13 protein-coding genes are annotated in these 16,101 nt (G+C 69.9%); 11 read left to right on the top strand and 2 right to left on the bottom strand.

Annotated features, from left to right (window positions below; genetic code table 11):
• Positions 1-21: 21 nt before the first annotated feature.
• Positions 22-1,377 (bottom strand): multiprotein-bridging factor 1 family protein, encoded by a 1,356-nt coding sequence (locus ACIBEJ_RS00590; protein WP_397180423.1) that lies wholly within the window; start codon positions 1,375-1,377, stop codon positions 22-24.
• Positions 1,378-1,567: 190 nt separating this feature from the next.
• On the opposite strand from ACIBEJ_RS00590, the gene ACIBEJ_RS00585 reads away from it, so the two are divergent.
• From ACIBEJ_RS00585 to ACIBEJ_RS00555, 7 genes are all read left to right on the top strand, one after another.
• Complete coding sequence (locus tag ACIBEJ_RS00585) at positions 1,568-1,972, top strand: dihydroneopterin aldolase (protein ID WP_397180422.1); 405 nt, start codon at positions 1,568-1,570, stop codon at positions 1,970-1,972.
• Positions 1,969-2,571, top strand: coding sequence for a GTP cyclohydrolase I (gene folE, locus ACIBEJ_RS00580; protein ID WP_397180421.1), 603 nt, complete (start codon positions 1,969-1,971; stop codon positions 2,569-2,571). Before ACIBEJ_RS00585 ends, folE begins: the two co-directional genes overlap by 4 nt.
• 39 nt (positions 2,572-2,610) lie before the next feature.
• Complete coding sequence (locus ACIBEJ_RS00575) at positions 2,611-3,102, top strand: 6-pyruvoyl trahydropterin synthase family protein (protein ID WP_397180420.1); 492 nt, start codon at positions 2,611-2,613, stop codon at positions 3,100-3,102.
• Positions 3,099-3,938, top strand: coding sequence for a hypothetical protein (locus ACIBEJ_RS00570; protein WP_397180419.1), 840 nt, complete (start codon positions 3,099-3,101; stop codon positions 3,936-3,938). The genes ACIBEJ_RS00575 and ACIBEJ_RS00570 overlap by 4 nt, the downstream gene beginning before the upstream one ends.
• Positions 3,939-4,131: 193 nt before the next feature.
• The gene (locus ACIBEJ_RS00565) at positions 4,132-4,779 is read left to right on the top strand and encodes a DUF2797 domain-containing protein (RefSeq protein WP_397180418.1); all 648 of its coding nucleotides are present in this window, start codon (positions 4,132-4,134) and stop codon (positions 4,777-4,779) included.
• On the top strand, positions 4,757-5,449 hold the full coding sequence (locus ACIBEJ_RS00560) for an AAA family ATPase (protein ID WP_397180417.1): 693 nt from the start codon (positions 4,757-4,759) through the stop codon (positions 5,447-5,449). The genes ACIBEJ_RS00565 and ACIBEJ_RS00560 overlap by 23 nt, the downstream gene beginning before the upstream one ends.
• Entirely contained in the window at positions 5,446-6,723 is a 1,278-nt protein-coding gene (locus tag ACIBEJ_RS00555; protein ID WP_397180416.1) for a glycosyltransferase family 4 protein, read from the top strand. Before ACIBEJ_RS00560 ends, ACIBEJ_RS00555 begins: the two co-directional genes overlap by 4 nt.
• Here the strand turns inward: ACIBEJ_RS00555 and ACIBEJ_RS00550 are convergent, their stop codons facing one another.
• A complete protein-coding gene (locus ACIBEJ_RS00550; RefSeq protein ID WP_397180415.1) occupies positions 6,724-7,239 on the bottom strand; it encodes an NUDIX hydrolase in 516 nt (171 codons plus the stop codon).
• 826 nt (positions 7,240-8,065) lie between these two features.
• On the opposite strand from ACIBEJ_RS00550, the gene ACIBEJ_RS00545 reads away from it, so the two are divergent.
• From ACIBEJ_RS00545 to ACIBEJ_RS00530, 4 genes are all read left to right on the top strand, one after another.
• Positions 8,066-8,923, top strand: coding sequence for an SAM-dependent methyltransferase (locus tag ACIBEJ_RS00545; RefSeq protein WP_397180414.1), 858 nt, complete (start codon positions 8,066-8,068; stop codon positions 8,921-8,923).
• Positions 8,924-9,763: 840 nt separating this feature from the next.
• Entirely contained in the window at positions 9,764-10,837 is a 1,074-nt protein-coding gene (locus ACIBEJ_RS00540; RefSeq protein ID WP_397180413.1) for a hypothetical protein, read from the top strand.
• A gap of 522 nt (positions 10,838-11,359) precedes the next feature.
• A complete protein-coding gene (locus ACIBEJ_RS00535) occupies positions 11,360-12,925 on the top strand; it encodes a hypothetical protein (protein WP_397180412.1) in 1,566 nt (521 codons plus the stop codon).
• Positions 12,918-16,085: a phage minor head protein gene (locus ACIBEJ_RS00530; RefSeq protein WP_397180411.1), complete on the top strand. Its 3,168-nt coding sequence runs from the start codon at positions 12,918-12,920 to the stop codon at positions 16,083-16,085. Before ACIBEJ_RS00535 ends, ACIBEJ_RS00530 begins: the two co-directional genes overlap by 8 nt.
• Positions 16,086-16,101: the final 16 nt, after the last annotated feature.

Below are 16,101 nucleotides of genomic sequence, written 5' to 3'. Positions count from 1 at the left end.
CGCTCCCCCGGCGCCGGGACGTCACACGGCGACAAGCGCCTCGTGGAAGTCACGGGCCGCGCCATCATCAGGCCACCGCCGCAGCAGCTCACCGTCGAGGGTGGACAGCTCACGCTGGATGCGCGCGGATCCGGTCTGCCGGGCCATACCGAGCGCATCGAGACCCAGGTGCGCGGCGCGCGCCACGTCCGGATGCGGCGCCTGGACGACGGCGACCGCGAGCTTGGCGACCAGGTGGCCACGGTCCCGGGCCACGTTGGCGGGCAGCTTCCCGATCTGCTCTTCCAGGATGGCGACGGCCGTGTCAGCCCGGCCGGCCGCCCGATAGCAGACCGCGGACTGCTCCTGCAGCGCGTCGACGTCGTAGTAGTGCAGGTAGACCGGCACGTTGGGGCGGGTGACCTGCGGGTGATCGCGGAGCGTACCGGCCGCCTGGTCGAGCAGGGCGAAGCACTCGTCGGACTCGCCGAGCATCACCAGGCCGCGGGCCTGCTGCTGGGCGGCGAGGGCGTCCAGTTTCGGTTCGAGCTCGGCCGGGCGGCGGCGGGCGGCGGCGGCGAGATGGACCACCGCGGCGTAGTCGTCGGTGAGGCAGGCGATATTGGACTGGCGGACCAGCATGTAGGCCGACAGCTGGTTGTCGCCGGCGCACAGCGCCCACTCAGCGGCGCGGCGGGTCCAGTCCATGGCGGCGTTCAGTTCGCCGAGGTCCTGGTGCAGCCATCCGGCCATCTCGGCGTACTGGGCCAGCACCTGCAGCAGCGGCTCGGCGTGCTTGGCTCCGGCGCCGCGTCGCAGTTCGTCCAGGACGTCGATCTGTGCGAGCACTGGCCGCAGCAACGAGCGCGGGCCGAGCATCTTGTCGGCGGAGTAGTGCTCGGCCAGGACGCGCCGGAAATAGTCGATCACTTCGCCGTCAACGCGGGCGGGCCGGTCCAGCGCTCGGGTGAGCCGCTGCGCCTGGTCGGGGTCTGCCAGACCAGGGAACGCAGCGGACATGGCGCCAGAGGCGAGCAGTTGGGCGAACTGGCGTCGAGAGAGCCTCACCCTGACCATCCTTCCGTTCGCGGTCGTCATGTCCAGGATGACTTGCTCGTCGTCGTGGAAGCCAGGCACCCCCGCCACAACCGGGACTCTACTCGCGGACTCGGCCATTTTCCGCAATCCGAGCAGCAGCCCGTCGGCGCCCAGGGCGTTGTCGAGAGCGGCCACGGTGGGCTCCGGCGCGAGGATCTCCCCGCTCTCAGCGCGGGAGATCCGCGTGTGGTCGTAGATGGCGCGCTTGCCGAGCTCTCGCTGCGACAGCCCGGCCTGCTCGCGCAGATGCCGCATGACCAGCCCGAACATCATCGCCGCGGTGTCGTGGTGCTCGCCCATCTCGACCAGCTCCCTCTGTTGCTGCGGTGTTGCGGCAACACCAGCCCTCTGGGCGGCCCCGGTCTGCGCGGGCGACGATCCGTACGGGCGGCTGATCGGAGCGTAAACCGGAAGGTCAGATCATGCACGGGGAACGCTCGCGGCCCTTACCTCCCGCTGAATCGCACACCGGAGAAAGGAGAGGCAACGCGTGGATGAGATCGAGATCGAGAAGCTGCGGCTGCGATGCATCATCGGCGTCACCGACCCGGAACGGCGCGCCAAGTCCGACGTGATCCTCGACATGAAGATCGGCATCGGCGGCCGGGAGGTCGCCTTCAGCGACGACCTGGCCGACGGCTGGGACTACAAGAGCGCGACCAAGGCGGTCATCGCCCTGGTCGAGGGATCGGAGTTCCGGACGGTCGAGGCGCTGACCGAGGCCGTCGCGCACACGCTCATCGTCGGCTTCGACGCGTTGCGGGTCCGGGTGCGCGTCCACAAGCCGGGCGCGCTGCGGTTCGCCGACAGCGTCGGCATCTCCATCTGCCGTACCCCCGCGGACTACCCGGACGCCGTGGCGGCTGCCGGCCCCGAGGGGAGCGCCGCCGCATGACGATCACCGATGTCCCGGTCCGGATGGTCAAGCCGGTCCTGCCGGGCTTGGATCTGGAAGTCGCGGAGGAGGCTGCCCGATCGCTGCTGGCGGCTCTCGGCGTTGACCTTGACCGGGAAGGCATGACCGAGTCGCCCGGCCGGATGGTGAGGGCGTTCGCGGAGATGTTCACTCCGCGCCCCTTCGACGCGACGACCTTCCCGAACGACCGCGACTACGAACAGCTCGTCATCGAGCGGCGCATCCCGTTCGCGTCGGTGTGCGAGCACCACCTGATGGCCTTCACCGGGTACGCCTACGTCGCCTACCTGCCCGGCAAGCGGATTCTCGGCTTGTCGAAACTGGCGCGGCTCGTCGAGTGGTTTGCTCGCGCCCCGCAGGTTCAGGAACGGCTCACCCAGCAGATCGCCGACTGGCTGCAGGAAAACGTGCAGCCGAAGGGCGTCGGCGTCGTCCTGGAGGCCGAGCACCTGTGCATGTCCCTGCGCGGCGTCAGAGCGGGCGGGGCCGCGACCGTCACGTCCGCGGTTCACGGGGTCCTGCGTGAGGACCCCCGCGCCCGCCAGGAGTTCTTGCTGCTTGCCCGCGTCGGCGAGTAGCCGCTCCCACCGTCGCAAGCGAGAGGATCAGACAGTTCCATGAGTTTCCAGATAGAGATCGGCGGGGCTGGCGACTACGTGTTCTCCGCAGCTCACGCGGGCATCCATGACGGGCAGATGGAGCCGCTTCACGGCCACACCTTCACCGTCACCGTGCGGCTGACGGGCGACCCGGACGCGGCCGGCATGCTGCTCGACTTCCACCAGGTGAAGCGGGGCCTGAAGAAGGTCATCGAGCCGCTGAAGAGGCGCACCCTGCTGCCCGAGACACCGGTCGCCGGCACCTCCCACCTCGAAGACGGGCAGGTGATCGTCGAGTGCGGCAAGGACTGGTACGGCTTCCCGGAGCGGGTGGTCGCCCTGCTGCCGGTGCCGAACACCACCACGGAAGAGCTGGCCGGCTACCTGCTCGGCCAGCTCATGCCGTACGTGGACGGGGCACCGGGACTCCATCGCGTGGAGCTCGTGCTCGCCGAGGCGCCGGACACCCGCGCCACAGCGAGCGCCGTCCTCACCGAGGCGGCCTCGTGATCAGTCCGCTCGGCCTGGCCCCGCCCATGCGAGCGCGGGAAGTGCCCAAGGTCCTGCTCGGCTTCATCCTCCAAAGCCACCTGTCCGGCACGATCGACGTGGGCACCCCGGTCCCGGTGCATCTGGCCAGCCCGTGGGACCTATGGTGGGCCGCCTACCGGGCGGGCATCCCGTTCGCGCAGCTCGGCGTCGAGCCGATCATGCCGTACGGGGCGTGCAGGACCTGCGTCGCCGACGCGCACGCGTGTGCGTCGGCCGACCCGCCCCGCCACCCCGATGAACTCGGGGACCGGCCCTGCCGCTGCCAGCGGCTCTGGGCCATCCGGATGCGCGAGGGAGGCGAGCGGACCCGCTGGCCGGGCTGGTCGCTCACCATCGCGCTGGTCAAGCCCGGCGCCCCGACCGGTCCGATCCGCGCCCGGCTGGAGGCCGAGCACGACGTCCTCGACGTCCACACCCGGGTCCTGACGCCCGCCGACACGCGCCGCATGTACCCCGACGCCTACGGCGAGGATTTCATCGCCGCCGTCGACACCTACCTGACCAGCGGCCCGGTCACGGTGATGCTGCTGCGCTCGCACACCCCCCAGACTGGCGCCGAGGTCAAGGACCGCATTCGCCAGGAGTTCGGCGACGCCAAGCCCCAAAATCACCTGCATATGCCCGACAACCCCGGCGAGGCTCTCGCGGACATCGCCCACCTGGCCGGCTGGTTGGTCCTGCAGGAGCACTACGAGAGGGCCGAGACCAATGACGAAGCAGCCGCCCGCATGGCTTTCTACCGGGCTGCACTGGGAGTCCGGAACCCCAACCCTGACGGTGCTGCCGCTGCCTGACGCCCCTGCTGACGGCGAACGCAGCCGCCCCGCGGAGGTCGGCACGCATATCGGCTGGCAGCTGGGCGGTCCGCGCGGCTGCGTCGGCGTCTGGATCTCAGGTAGACGTGTCGCTTGCAGGGCCAGAGCAGTCACGCCGCCGGGTGTGGATGCGCAGTGTCCTTCGTGCGCGTCCGCCGATCGGGGCCGTGCCTTGGCCCGCGACGCCGTCCTCGGCGAAGAGCATCGGGACTGGACGCTTTATCTGGCGTGGTTCGGGCCTGGCCTGGTCAAGGTAGGGCTCACCGCCGCCGACCGCGGCGCTGACCGGCTCCTGGAGCAGGGCGCGATCACCTACACGACGCTGGCCAGCGGCCGTTATCCGCTCATCCGCCGCGCAGAGCAAGCCGCTTCGGCCACGCGGCTGGCCCGTGAGCGCATCCCCGCCCGCGCCAAGGCCGACGCCTGGTGGAGGCTGCCGGACCAAGCCGAGCGCGCCAGCCAGACCGAGAACGCCGCCCAGGAACTGGCCGCGGCCACCGCCTGGCCCGACGACCTGACCCTCCAGCAAACGCCCGTTCATGACCTGGCCTCCGCGTACGGGCTGCACCACCCGATCCCGGCCCGCTACCAGGAGATGACCGGCCTGGACGAGCAGCAGGCTGTGCTCGCCGGCCAGGTACGCGCCGTCGTCGGCCGACAGCTTCTGCTGGACACGCCGTGCGGCCCGGTGCTGGCCGACATGCGACGGGTGGCCGGCCACACCCTCGCCCGCTGTGACCCCTCGGGAGCACTGGCGGGCCTTCACCTCACTCCCCGACATCAACCACGGGAATCCGATGACCAGACACAGCTCTTCTGACCCGGCCACACCCGCTCAGGGCATGCTCGTCCTGGAGGGTATGCCCGGAGCCGGCAAGACCTCCATCGTCGAGTTGCTCGCCCAGGAGAACGTGCCGGTGCTGGGCGAGTACACCAGCCAGGCCGCGCAGACCCTGGAGCATGCCGACCACCCTCCCGTGCACGACGACGACGCCCACGACGCCAACTGGCTGCTCAAGGCCGCGCAGGCATGCGCCCTGCTCGACCGGCATCAGGTAGTGGCCTGCGACCGGGACTGGCTGTCCGCGCTGGCCTACGCCCACTCGGTGGCCGACTACCCGCTGCTGACCGCCCGCGCCGAATGGGTCGCGGACCAACTCGCTGTCGGCCGGCTGCTGCTGGCCCACACCTACGCCGTGTTCGACCTGGACGCCGCACAGTCCCAGGCCAGGCGGGGCCAGGCTGTGCGGGCCGAACATCCGTGGCGCGAGGCGGAGGCCCTCGATCGGGCCCGCGCCTTCTACAGCGCGCCGATCTCCGCGGTGGCCCGCTACCATCCCGCCCTGGCCCGGACTCTGGAGGCCGCACGCTGGATGCGGCTGTCGGGTAGCGACTCGCTGGCCGTCAACCTGGTCGCCGTCCGCGGCGCCCTCGACGCCGTGGCCGCCTGCCGCCGGTCGCTCGCCGACGTGCACGAGGCGGCCGGATGAGCCGCCCAACCGTCGTAGTCGCCGTCCACGACGGCTGGTACGGGTACGGCACCGGCGCTGGACGCTCCAACCGCAGCCTGATCGAGGTGCTCGCCCGTAACCTCGCTCCCGGCGTCCGCCTGGTCGTCATGCCCATCCGCCTGCAGCCCGGCAGCCCCGAGTACCAGGCCGACTGGCACCAGTCCGCCCAGGCCGCCGTCGCCCGGGTGGCCGGGCAGGTGGAGCCGATCGACAACGGCACCGGCGGGATGCGCCGCTTCGGCGGATTGTCCAACTTCCAGAAGGCGTGCGAGTCCGCGGCGACAGCCATCATGCGTCTTCAGCCCAGCTCCGAGCCGCTGCTGGTATTGGCCTGCGATGCCCCCTTCTACGGGCTGGGGCCGCTTCTTCCCGCCGAGCTTCGGGGGCACCTGGTCGCCGTCGCCCGCTCCACGGCTGTCCTGCACGATCCTGACGACGCCGAGCGCGCCTGGTGGGAAGAGCACGGACTGCGCGACCTGATCAGCGGCGGCGGCCGGGTCGCGGTGATCTCCCAGCACATGTACCGGCATCTCGTCGAGGACCTCCGTCTGCCGGGGCACGCGCTGGTGCCGCTGCGCAATGGCCTGATCGACGAGGACTGGCGCATTCCGCCGCCCGACTCGCGGTTCCTGCCCCGCGAGGCGCGCAGGGGCTTCTTGCTCGGCCTGGGCCGGGCCGCCGCGTATAAGGGATGGGACGACCTGCTCGACGCGCTCGCGCTCAAGCCGCCGCCCTGGCACACCGTTCTGGCCGCCGTCGCCGAGGTCGACAATGACCAGCTCACGCCCTACCAGCTGCACCTGCGCGAGCGCATCACCGCAGAGCGGCTCCCGGTGACGCTGCTGCCGCGCTTCGACCCCGGGTTGCGAGGGCTGCTGGCTCATCCCGCGCTGGTCGCAACCGTGGTTCCCTCGCGCGAGGAGCCATTCGGCCGCGTCCCCCTGGAGGCGTTCGCCGCCGGGGGCGCGCCCGTGGTGGCCACCACGGCGGGAGGGCTGGCCGAGCTCGTCTTCGACGGCCGTACCGGTTACGGCGCCCGTCCGGGCAACGCCCGCTCTCTGGCCGAGGCGATCGGGCGGGCGCTGGCCGCTGGCGTTGAGGAACGCCGCCAGATCCGGCAGCAGGCCCGCGAACTAGCGGCCAGCACCTTCAACTACGAGATCAACGTGAGGATGTTCATGTTCAAGGTGGCCCCGTGGGCGCTGCCCCCTGTCGAACGGGCGCGGCGGCCGCGAGGTTCACGCGTAGACTAGCTAGTCGACGTATCCGGCGGCTGCCGGACTTCCGACAGGCAGCCGCCACTGCGCCTGCGCCACCCTGGCCGCCGCTTTCGCCTGCGCGGCGGCTGGCTCGCCCCACCCGAGGACGTCCGCCGCGTCAGCCAGAGGCACCATCAGCCTGCGGCAGGTGTGACCTGCTCCGTCCGGATCCGGCATGCGCTTCCCGAACGCCTCGATGACACCGACCATGCGCACCTGTGCGAACGGCGGGTGGCCGGGAACGATGACCTCTTGATAGCCGAGATAGGCCACCTGCCCAACCTGGACCTGGTTCTCCTCCCTTGCTTCGCGTATGAACGTCTCGGCAAAGCCAGCCTCGCCGGGCTCGGGTCGCCCTCCAGGCAGTCCCATCACCCCATCGACGTCCTGTATGAGCACGCGGCCTGTCTCCGGGCAGATCAGGTAGCCATGTACTCGTGCGACCGGAAGCTCACCGGGCACAGGGGCCTCGTGCCAGAGATAGAGCGCGTCGGTGTCGTCTACAGCCATGCCGGCCGAGCTTAGCCACTCGCCCCTGGCGTGGAGGGACTTCAGATTTTCGCCCGCGGCAGCCGCCTTTTCAGGCGAGGACAAACGTGCGTTGCGACCTGGCCGCCAGAAGCGCCCGGCTCACCAATCAGCGCTTCGACCAGCCAAGATAACCGCCACTGGTAGTTCTCGAATGGCAGCGCGCAGAAGTACCAGTGACGCAGAGAACTTCAGCGATCTACGGTCATGCCATGGTCCACATCGCGGACCCCGGTGCCGGCCTGATGCTGGCGTACACCGGCGGTCCAGCGATCGAAGGGGGCCCTTCCCTGCGACGGCACGGATGGCAACATGATCCCTTCACCTCTGGCGGCCACGCCTACGGAGAAACCCCGCCCCATCCTCTGCGGCTATTGGATGCTGGCCTCTCAACGTGTCGGCACCCCCTTCAGACTGCCGGCATGCGCACGCAAGGAGAGCCCTCAGGGCTCTGAGAGCAGCGGGCGAACCTGGCACACGATGACGTTGCTATCGCCTCGTCGACCCATGGGACCAACTGGTGCCCGCCGCCGCCTCGCGGAACTTGAATCCGGCCTCCTGAGAGGGGCTGCACCACGACCGTCAAAAGTGCCCGTCACGGTGGCGTCCCCTCACGGCGATAGGACTCGACCTCCGCACATCGCGTAGGGGCCCGCCAGCGGTGCCTCACCCCCAGCACGCTCGCTGGCCCGTTCCTGCCGCGCCAGCGCGCCCCCCATGAAGTCAGCTGATCAACAGACCCCCGTTCCCGCATCTTCCGGAACCCGACCAGCTGGGTGCTTTCGCGTCCGGCTCTGCCGAGGACCACATGCCTTTCGAAGAACTCGACGATGAGGACAGAGGCCAGCCCGTCTCTCCCGAGGAGATTCCCGGGACTCGCCTTGATCCGCACCGCGCAAGCGCGGCAGGCGCCTACGGCGCGGTCTGGGGAAGTAGAGATACCAACCGGCATGATCGTCACGTGGCAGCCGCCCTGGCTGAGATCTTCGGCGAGTCGGAGATGCGAGACGTCGTGCAGCAGAACCGGGCCATGCAGGGCCGGGCCTTGGCTACCCTCGCGGGGGAAGGCCACGATCAGTTTCTCGACATCGGGCCTGCTCACCCGGCCGAGCCCTTTCTCCACGAGATCGTCTGCCGGCACCGCCCCAACGCGCTTTTCGGCTACGTCGACCATGAAAAGGTCGTCGTCGCGCACGCACGCGTCTTCCTGGCCAGTCCAAGGGTGCGCGCGTGGGAGGGCGACCTGCGCGACATCGACACCATCCTCAACGGTCCGCCCTTCAAGAGCTTTCTCCGGGCCAACCAACCCGTCGTCGTCGTGCTCGGCGCCATCTTGCACTTCATACTCGACGACCAGATGGTGGCCGACATCATCGCCAAGCTGCGCCAGCGGCTGGCCGTAGGCAGCGTCGTCATCATCACCCACGCCACCCCGGACGACATCCCAGAGGACAAGCTGGCCCGGGCGCTAGAGGTGTACGAGCGCAACGTCGTGCGGCTCCGGCTACGCACGCGGCGCGAGCTGGCGGACCTGCTGAGCGAGTGCGCGATGTGGGGGCCGGGCATCGCCCCCACCTACGCGTGGCGGGCCGAGATCGAGGAGACGATGCCGCTTCTCGATGGTCCGCACCTGCTATCGGTGGTAGCAGACCTCCACGCTGAGTGACCCGCGGCCTCTGGCACGTCGCACCGATCGTTGCGACGCCGACACCCTGGAGAGTTCGCTTGGCCTCTCGGCTGGAACGACGTGCACGAGTTGCGAACCGGCACCCGCAACGGAGAAGCGCGATGGACCACCCGGGCACTCCGTGGCCAACCACACGTGACCTCAGACCAGGAGGGACGTCAACGATGTCGCCCCTCCTTTACCGCGGCTGCGCTTCACCAGCGCGCCGCGCGGGCGGGCCGAGAGTGTTTCCCCCACGCTCGCTCGGCCCGCCCACCAAACCCCCCGGGGTGGGTGCTTGCAGGGTAGGGATCTTCGTGACCCTCCGCGATGACGGTGCTCGACGCGAAGCTACATGCGTACACCGGGAGGCCAGCGTTCAGAGGATGGTCGTCTGGGAGCCGTACAGGCGCCAGTTCGCCGCCTCCTACCAAGCGGGTGCGAGCAGAGGTTCGTCGTTGGCGTTGCGACCAGCCCCCGACTCGTCAGCCAGGTACGCGAGGCCGATTTTCAGCTCCAGCTCGCTCGAGACCGGCGTTGACGTGTTCCTCCTCCGTTCCGCCCAGCAGGCGCTCCGCGCTCGGTGGCGAGAACCGGTGGACCGGCACCTGCCGCGCACGCTTGTGCGACGTCGCGGCCTGCAGCGCGCAGGCAGGTGAGGCAGGCGGCGGCTCTCTTGTGGGGAAGGCCGTCGAAGGAGACGCAGGCCGGGACTGGGCACGACAGCCGCCCGCACGCCCGGCCTGCGTCCCGCCGGGTCCGTGGCCGGCATGTGGATCCGACCTGGCGGGGCAAAGAGAAGGGGAAGCAGTGACTACCACACCCAGCGCACTCACTGACGTGGAGGACCTCGCCCGCCGGTTTCCGCTTGTGCCGGCTGGAAGACAGCGGCTCGTGCCGTTCGCCGAACGTGTCCGGCGGGTGAAGGAGTTCGCGCGGATCGCGAATGGCATGGGCCGCACGGCCTTGAAGAGAGGGGCCGACGCACTCGGCGGTGCCGCGATGATCCTTGCCGACGGTGGCCATTCTCATCTCGCCCGCCACCTCCTCTGGCAGCACGTCAATCTCTTCCGCGCGGGCCGGCCGTTCACGGTGGATGCGGCCAAGCTGGCGCTGGAGCCCCTCATCAACCTTGGCCGCCTGCAGGCGCAACAAGGTGACGCGTACGCCGCCCACCAGACGTTTGAGAGCCTGTTGAACGGCGTGCGGACGCTGGGTGAGGTGAAGATCGACGGGCGATCGAGCCACCTGCAGCGCCTTGTCGTCAGCGCCGACCATGCCGAACTCGTGCGCTGGGTGTGGCAGACGCTCTACCAAGAACACACCCGTGCCCTTACGCAGAGCGGCCAGTGGAGCGAAGCGCTGAAGGGCATCACCCAGCGCCAAAGAGTGAGCAGGCGACTGCTGGAGTGCCGGCAGGTCGCGGTGCTGGCGCAGCCCTCCGCCGAAATCAGCCTGCGAATGATCGCCGACAGCAGCCTGGAGGCCGATTGGGAGACGCCAGTTGCGGCGTGCCTACGCGTCCTGAGCCTGGCCCGGGCCGGTCGCAGAACCTCGAACGCCACGGATACGATGACCAGCGCGTTCCTGCAGTTTCGGCCACCGCGTGAGCATCCACTCTTCTACACTCGGCTGGGCCTTACCGTGTACAACCTCGCCGCTGGCTCGGCAAACGCTCCCCTCGTCGCTGAACAACTGCGTGTCGAGGCCCTCGCCGCCCGGGACGCTTTCGCCGCACACGAGATCTTGCCCCTCGTCAGGACCATGCCCGAGGCCGGCGAGACGGTCGCGAGACTCACACAGCGTGCTCGCCGAGCGGAACTGGGGGAAGTGCTGCCGCCTGTGGTCGTGGGACCCGTGATGGAGACGGCGTGGAAGGCGATGGCAGCAATCGAGATCATCCTCGCCCGCTGACACCGAACAGCCGTTCCACGATCTTCCCTCCACTGGGTCTGAACGCCGCTGACGCCGCGATCGCTCGATCCCGGCTGATTGGCTGGCGCGTACTGCGGGTGCCGTACGACGAAGTCCACCGCCACTGCCCACGGTGAGGAAGACGAACTCCTCAAGGTATTCAGATTGCCGAAGCCCGCCTCCAAGGTTCCGAGTCGGCAGCCTCAGCAATGCCGATGATCCTGGCGGCACCGACCGAGGCGATACGCACCCGGCGAGGACGGGGCGCCTAGCACCACAGCGTGGCGGCGCACCCTCTGTCAGCGAGGTCCTCGAGTTGGAGGGAGGCGGGCGTGTGGCTGCTTCAGCGATAGACGGAGATTTTTGGTTGCCGCAGCGTCTTGCACTGAGGGGTAACTCGCCTTCCTGCTGGGTGCCGATCTGGCGGATAGGCTGGCTGCTGAGCCGCTGAGCTGTGGGCCGGGCATCCTGCGTTTGCTCGGGGGCCCATGCCGTGATTCACCTCCCAGCCGGTGGCTTGCCATGAAGGCGGCGCGTGAGCTTGTCGCCGCCGCGCAGCGGTGGGCGGTGCGCCGCTTCCGCAGCCAGATCGTCGAACCGGATCAGAGTTGGCAGCATCGCGCCTGGTCGTATTACGACAACACCCCCGAGGTCAGGTTCGCCGCTCAGTGGATCGGCAACGCGATGGGCAAGGGCCGGCTGATCGCTGGCCGCCGCGACGACGACGGCACCGTCAAGCCCTACCCCGAATCGCACCGCGCCTCCGAGCTGGTGGCGGGGATCGCCGGTGGCCCCGCTGGGCAAGCCGCTCTCCTGGCCGCCTTTGGACCGCACCTTGTTGTCGCTGGTGAAGGCTGGGTGGTGATCCGGCCCAAGACCGACCAGCTCACTGGCGACGCGCTGGCCGACGACTGGCGGGTGTTGTCGGTGCTGGAGATGAAACGCCGCGGCCAGGAACTTGAGGCCGAGATTGACGGCGAACCCGTCTTGATCCCGCAATTCGACCCGGCCAACCCCGACAACGAGGCGCCCGTCGCCATCCGTGTGTGGAGCCCGCACCCGCGTCGTCACATCGAAGCCGACGCCCCTGTGCGCTCCAGCCTCGGTCTGCTGGAAGAGCTGCGGCTCCTGAATGCCGCCGTCGCTGCGATCGCCCGATCCCGGCTGACCGGCCGGGGCGTGCTGCTGGTGCCACACGGCACCCGCTTCCCGACCAAGTCCAGAGCCACCGTCTCTGGCGAGGAGGACGACCTCCTCGAGGTGTTCATGACGGTCGCCGAAACGGCCTACAAGGACCCCGAGTCGGCAGCCGCGGCAGTGCCGATCCTCTTGGAGGTGCCCGCGGAGGCGATTGGCAAGATCGAGCGTATTACCTTCGAGTCCGACTTCGATGACCTGGCGATGCGGCTGCGCGAGGAGACGATCAAGCGCTTCGCGACAAGCCTCGACACCCCCGCTGAGATCCTCCTCGGAACGGGCCAGGCGAACCATTGGGGCGGATGGCAGATCAAGGAGGAGGCCATCACGCTCGCCGTCGAGCCACGCCTGTCCACCGTGGCCGACGCGCTCACCAGCCAATGGCTGCGTCCCACCCTCGAAGATGAGGCGCATGCGGACGCCGCTGAGGCGCTGGTGTGGTGGGACACTTCCCAGCTACGGATCCGCGCCAACCGGCCGCAGACGGCGTTGGAGGTGTACGACCGCGGCGTCATCTCCGATCAGGCGCTGCGCCGCGAGACGGGCTTCGACGAGGACGACGCGCCCTCCGTCGGGGAGTTGGCCGCCCGTACGGCACGCGAGGGGGCGATGGAGGAAGAGCAGCCGCGGGGGGAGACGACGCTGCCAGTGGACGAGTCACACGCCATCCCGGACACGCTGCCAGCCTCCGCCGCACCTCTCGGTCCCGTCGACCTGGAGCCAAGCCACGCCGCCGGCTTCAGGACGGACGAGAGCTTCGCGGCGTGGATGGACGAGCGGGGCCGCCTGATCGCCGAGCAGATGAAGGCCCGGCATGGGCTCGACGACGATCAGCTCAAGACGCTGCTGATGGCGCTGATGGAAGTGCGCTCCGGGAGTGGCCGTGACTGACCTCGACCGCAGATCCGCGCAGCGGGACGCGCACGGGCAGGCCTTGGACGGGCTGGAGCCGATGGTGGAGCGGGTCGTCCAGGATGCGCTTGACCGGGTGGCCGCGCAGTTCGCCGCCAGCCTGCCCGCCGCGCACGGCGACCTGGTGGCGCAGGGCGAACCGGTCGATGACAGCGACGCCCGCCGGGTCGCCGAGCTGTGGCTGGCCCAACTGCTGGTGATGTTGGTGGCGCTGCTGACGGTGTTCGCCGCCGGGATGGTCGCCGCGCGCCGCCTGCTCGCTTCCCGTGACCGGCCAGTACCGCCACCGGGCGAGCCGGAGCCTGGCCCCCCGGACGTGGATGACATCGACGACGTCGACGAGGTCCCCGACCTGGTCGACATCTACCTGCACCGGCCGGAGGAGCTGCCCGCAGCCGTCCGCGACTACCTGACCGCGGCCGAGAATCGGCTCCGCGACGTCGGCGACAGCCTGTGGCAGGCCGCCCGGCAGGCGCTCGCCGACGGCGTCACCGCCGGCGACACGATGCCGCAGCTGCGCGACCGGCTTCGGGCCGTGTTCGCCGAGGGCGGCGTCGAGCTCGGCGAGCACCGTGCCGAGCGGATCGCCCGCACCGAAACGCTCGCTGCCTGGAACTGGGCGCAGCTGTACGTCGCCCGAATCCAGCCTGACCCGGTACGGCCGCTGTACAAATCGTGGCTGGCCACGCTCGACCTACGCACCCGCGACGCTCACTTCCGTGCCGACGGCCAGACCGTGGCCCTGGACGCCGCCTTCGAGGTCGGAGGCGAGCTGCTCGACTTCCCGGGCGATCCGGTCGCCTCGCCCGGCAACGTCATCAACTGCCGGTGCGGGGTGACGTTCGGCGACAGCGCCGAACCGCCCGTCGACGAGGACGGGCGGCAGGGCCTGTCTCGGGAGGAGATCAACGACATCGTGACCGCGTTCGAGGAGCGAGGAATCGTGAGAGACCACATCACCGCGGCGTCAGGCGGCCCCTACAGCGGCGGCATGGTCGCGCTCGTGCCCACCCAGGCCGACATCGAGCGGCTGGCCGTCGACGGCGGCGAACGCCCTGACGACCTGCACCTGACGCTGATGTTCCTCGGCCCAGCCTCCGACATCGGATCCAGCACGCGCGCAAAACTCGTGGGCCGTCTCATCGAGCAGGTCGCCGAACTGCGCGGCGAGCACGGCGTCCCGATGCCGGTCGCCGGGGAGGCGTTCGCCATCAGCGCGTTCAACCCACACACCGACGAGCGGGACACCGCGATCGTGCTCGGCATCGGCGGCGAGCACCTGGCCGGGATCCAGCGCGCGATCGCCTACACCGTGACCGACGTGTTCGAGCCGCCCGCCCAGCACTCGCCATGGGTCGCGCACGTCACCCTCACCTACGACGACGACCTGGGCCTCATCGCCCACCTGGCCGACCGCACCGGCCCGGTCACCTTCGACCGGCTGCGCGTCGCCTTCGGCGACGAGATCCACGACATCCCGCTCACCTCCGAAGGAGAGACCGCCATGCCCGAACCCGCTCTGTCCGCTGCTGCGTCCGAGTCGCGCCGTTGGTCTACGCCCGGCGATACGGCGCTCGCGTTCGAGGGAGAGGAGACCGGCGACGGCCGCATCTTCGCCCCGCGCGCCCTCTACTGGGACGGCACATCGTGGCCGCTGCAGTTCGCCGACGAGATGCGCGGCGGCCACCAGGGCGCCGTCCTCGCCGGCGAGATCCAGCAGCTCAACCGTGTCGGAAGCCGCATCCCCGGCGCCGGCGTCCTGTATGGCAACCGCGAAGCCGGTCAGGAAGCGATCGCCCTGCTGGAGCAGGGGGCTCCGCTCGGCGTCAGCGTCGACCTGGACGACGTCGACATGGAGTTCGTCGACCGCCGCCCCCGCACAGAGCGGGAAGCGGACACTGGCGACGACGGGGTAATCCTGCTCGCCTCGCTCAAGGCGGCGTCCATCATGCAGTTGCCGGACGGCGGCTGGTCGGTGCGCGCGACGCAGGAGATCGACTGGACGGCCAGCGACCAAGGCGTCATGGATGCCGGGAGCCTGCGCGCGGCGCTCACCGCGGCCGGGATCATCACCGCGGCGGCCGGCGACAGCGACGACAAGCCGGGTGAGGTGCTGTTCTCGGAGCAGGCCGGCGACTTCGTCATGCGCATCACCCGGGCGCGGCTGCGCGGTGCCACGCTCGTGGCCATGCCCGCCTTCGACAAGGCGTGCATCACCCTGGACCCGGCCGACACCTACGTGCCCGGCCTGGCCGCGGCCGACTGCCCCGACTGCGATGTAGAAACGCCCGTTACAGTGGCGCAGGCGGCGGAGCCGAGAGACGTGTTGGACGTACTGACCGCCTCGGCATGGCACGAACTACAGGCGCTGCCCGCGATGCCCGCCGCCTGGTTCACCGAGCCCACCGCGGAGGAACTGCCCCCGGACTCCGGCGGCGTCCACTACCGCGACGGCCGCATCTTCGGATGGGTCGCCCAGCGCGGCGTCCCGCACGAGGCATACCCGGGCCGCAGGCTCACCATCGAGAAGCTCGGCGACATCGACTACAGCACCTTCCTGCGCGCCCGGTTCAACCTCGACGACGGCACCACCGTGCGCGCGGGCGCGTTCACGATGAACGCCGGCCACCACCGCGACGGCGCCGAATGCGAGACAGCCGCCTGCCAGTTCGACGACACCCGCACCGTAGCGGGCGTCGTCACCGTGGGGATGAACGACGGCGGCCTCTGGTTCTCCGGCGCTGCCGCCCCGTGGCTGTCCGACTGGGACCGGCTCGTGTTCGCCGCCTGCCAGCCGTCCTACCACATGCGGCAGAACCCGAACGGCCAGTGGGCGCTTCGCGCGGTCCTGTCCGTCCCCAGACCCGGCCACCCGTCGCGGCTGGCCGCGAGCGCCGTCATCAGCCGCGCCAACCTGGCCCTCACCGCGTCCGCCGCCGTCCCCGCCTCCTCACCTCAAGCGCCGCTGCCGGACCTTGACTACGACCGGCTCGCCGCAGCGCTCGCGCCCGCCGTCGTCGACGAGATGGAACGACGCCAGGCCGCCCGCGCCGAGATCGAAGAACTCTCGGCAGCGCTCGACGACATTCGCGCCGAGCTTGCCCAGGGCCTGGCCGCGAGCGTCAAGGCCCACGCCTGATGGCATGCCGTCCCTG

This window comes from Nonomuraea sp. NPDC050790, assembly GCF_044456745.1.
Classification (GTDB): domain Bacteria; phylum Actinomycetota; class Actinomycetes; order Streptosporangiales; family Streptosporangiaceae; genus Nonomuraea.
The sequence above is the reverse complement of the archived record's forward strand: the minus strand, read 5'-3'. Positions and strand labels throughout refer to the sequence as shown.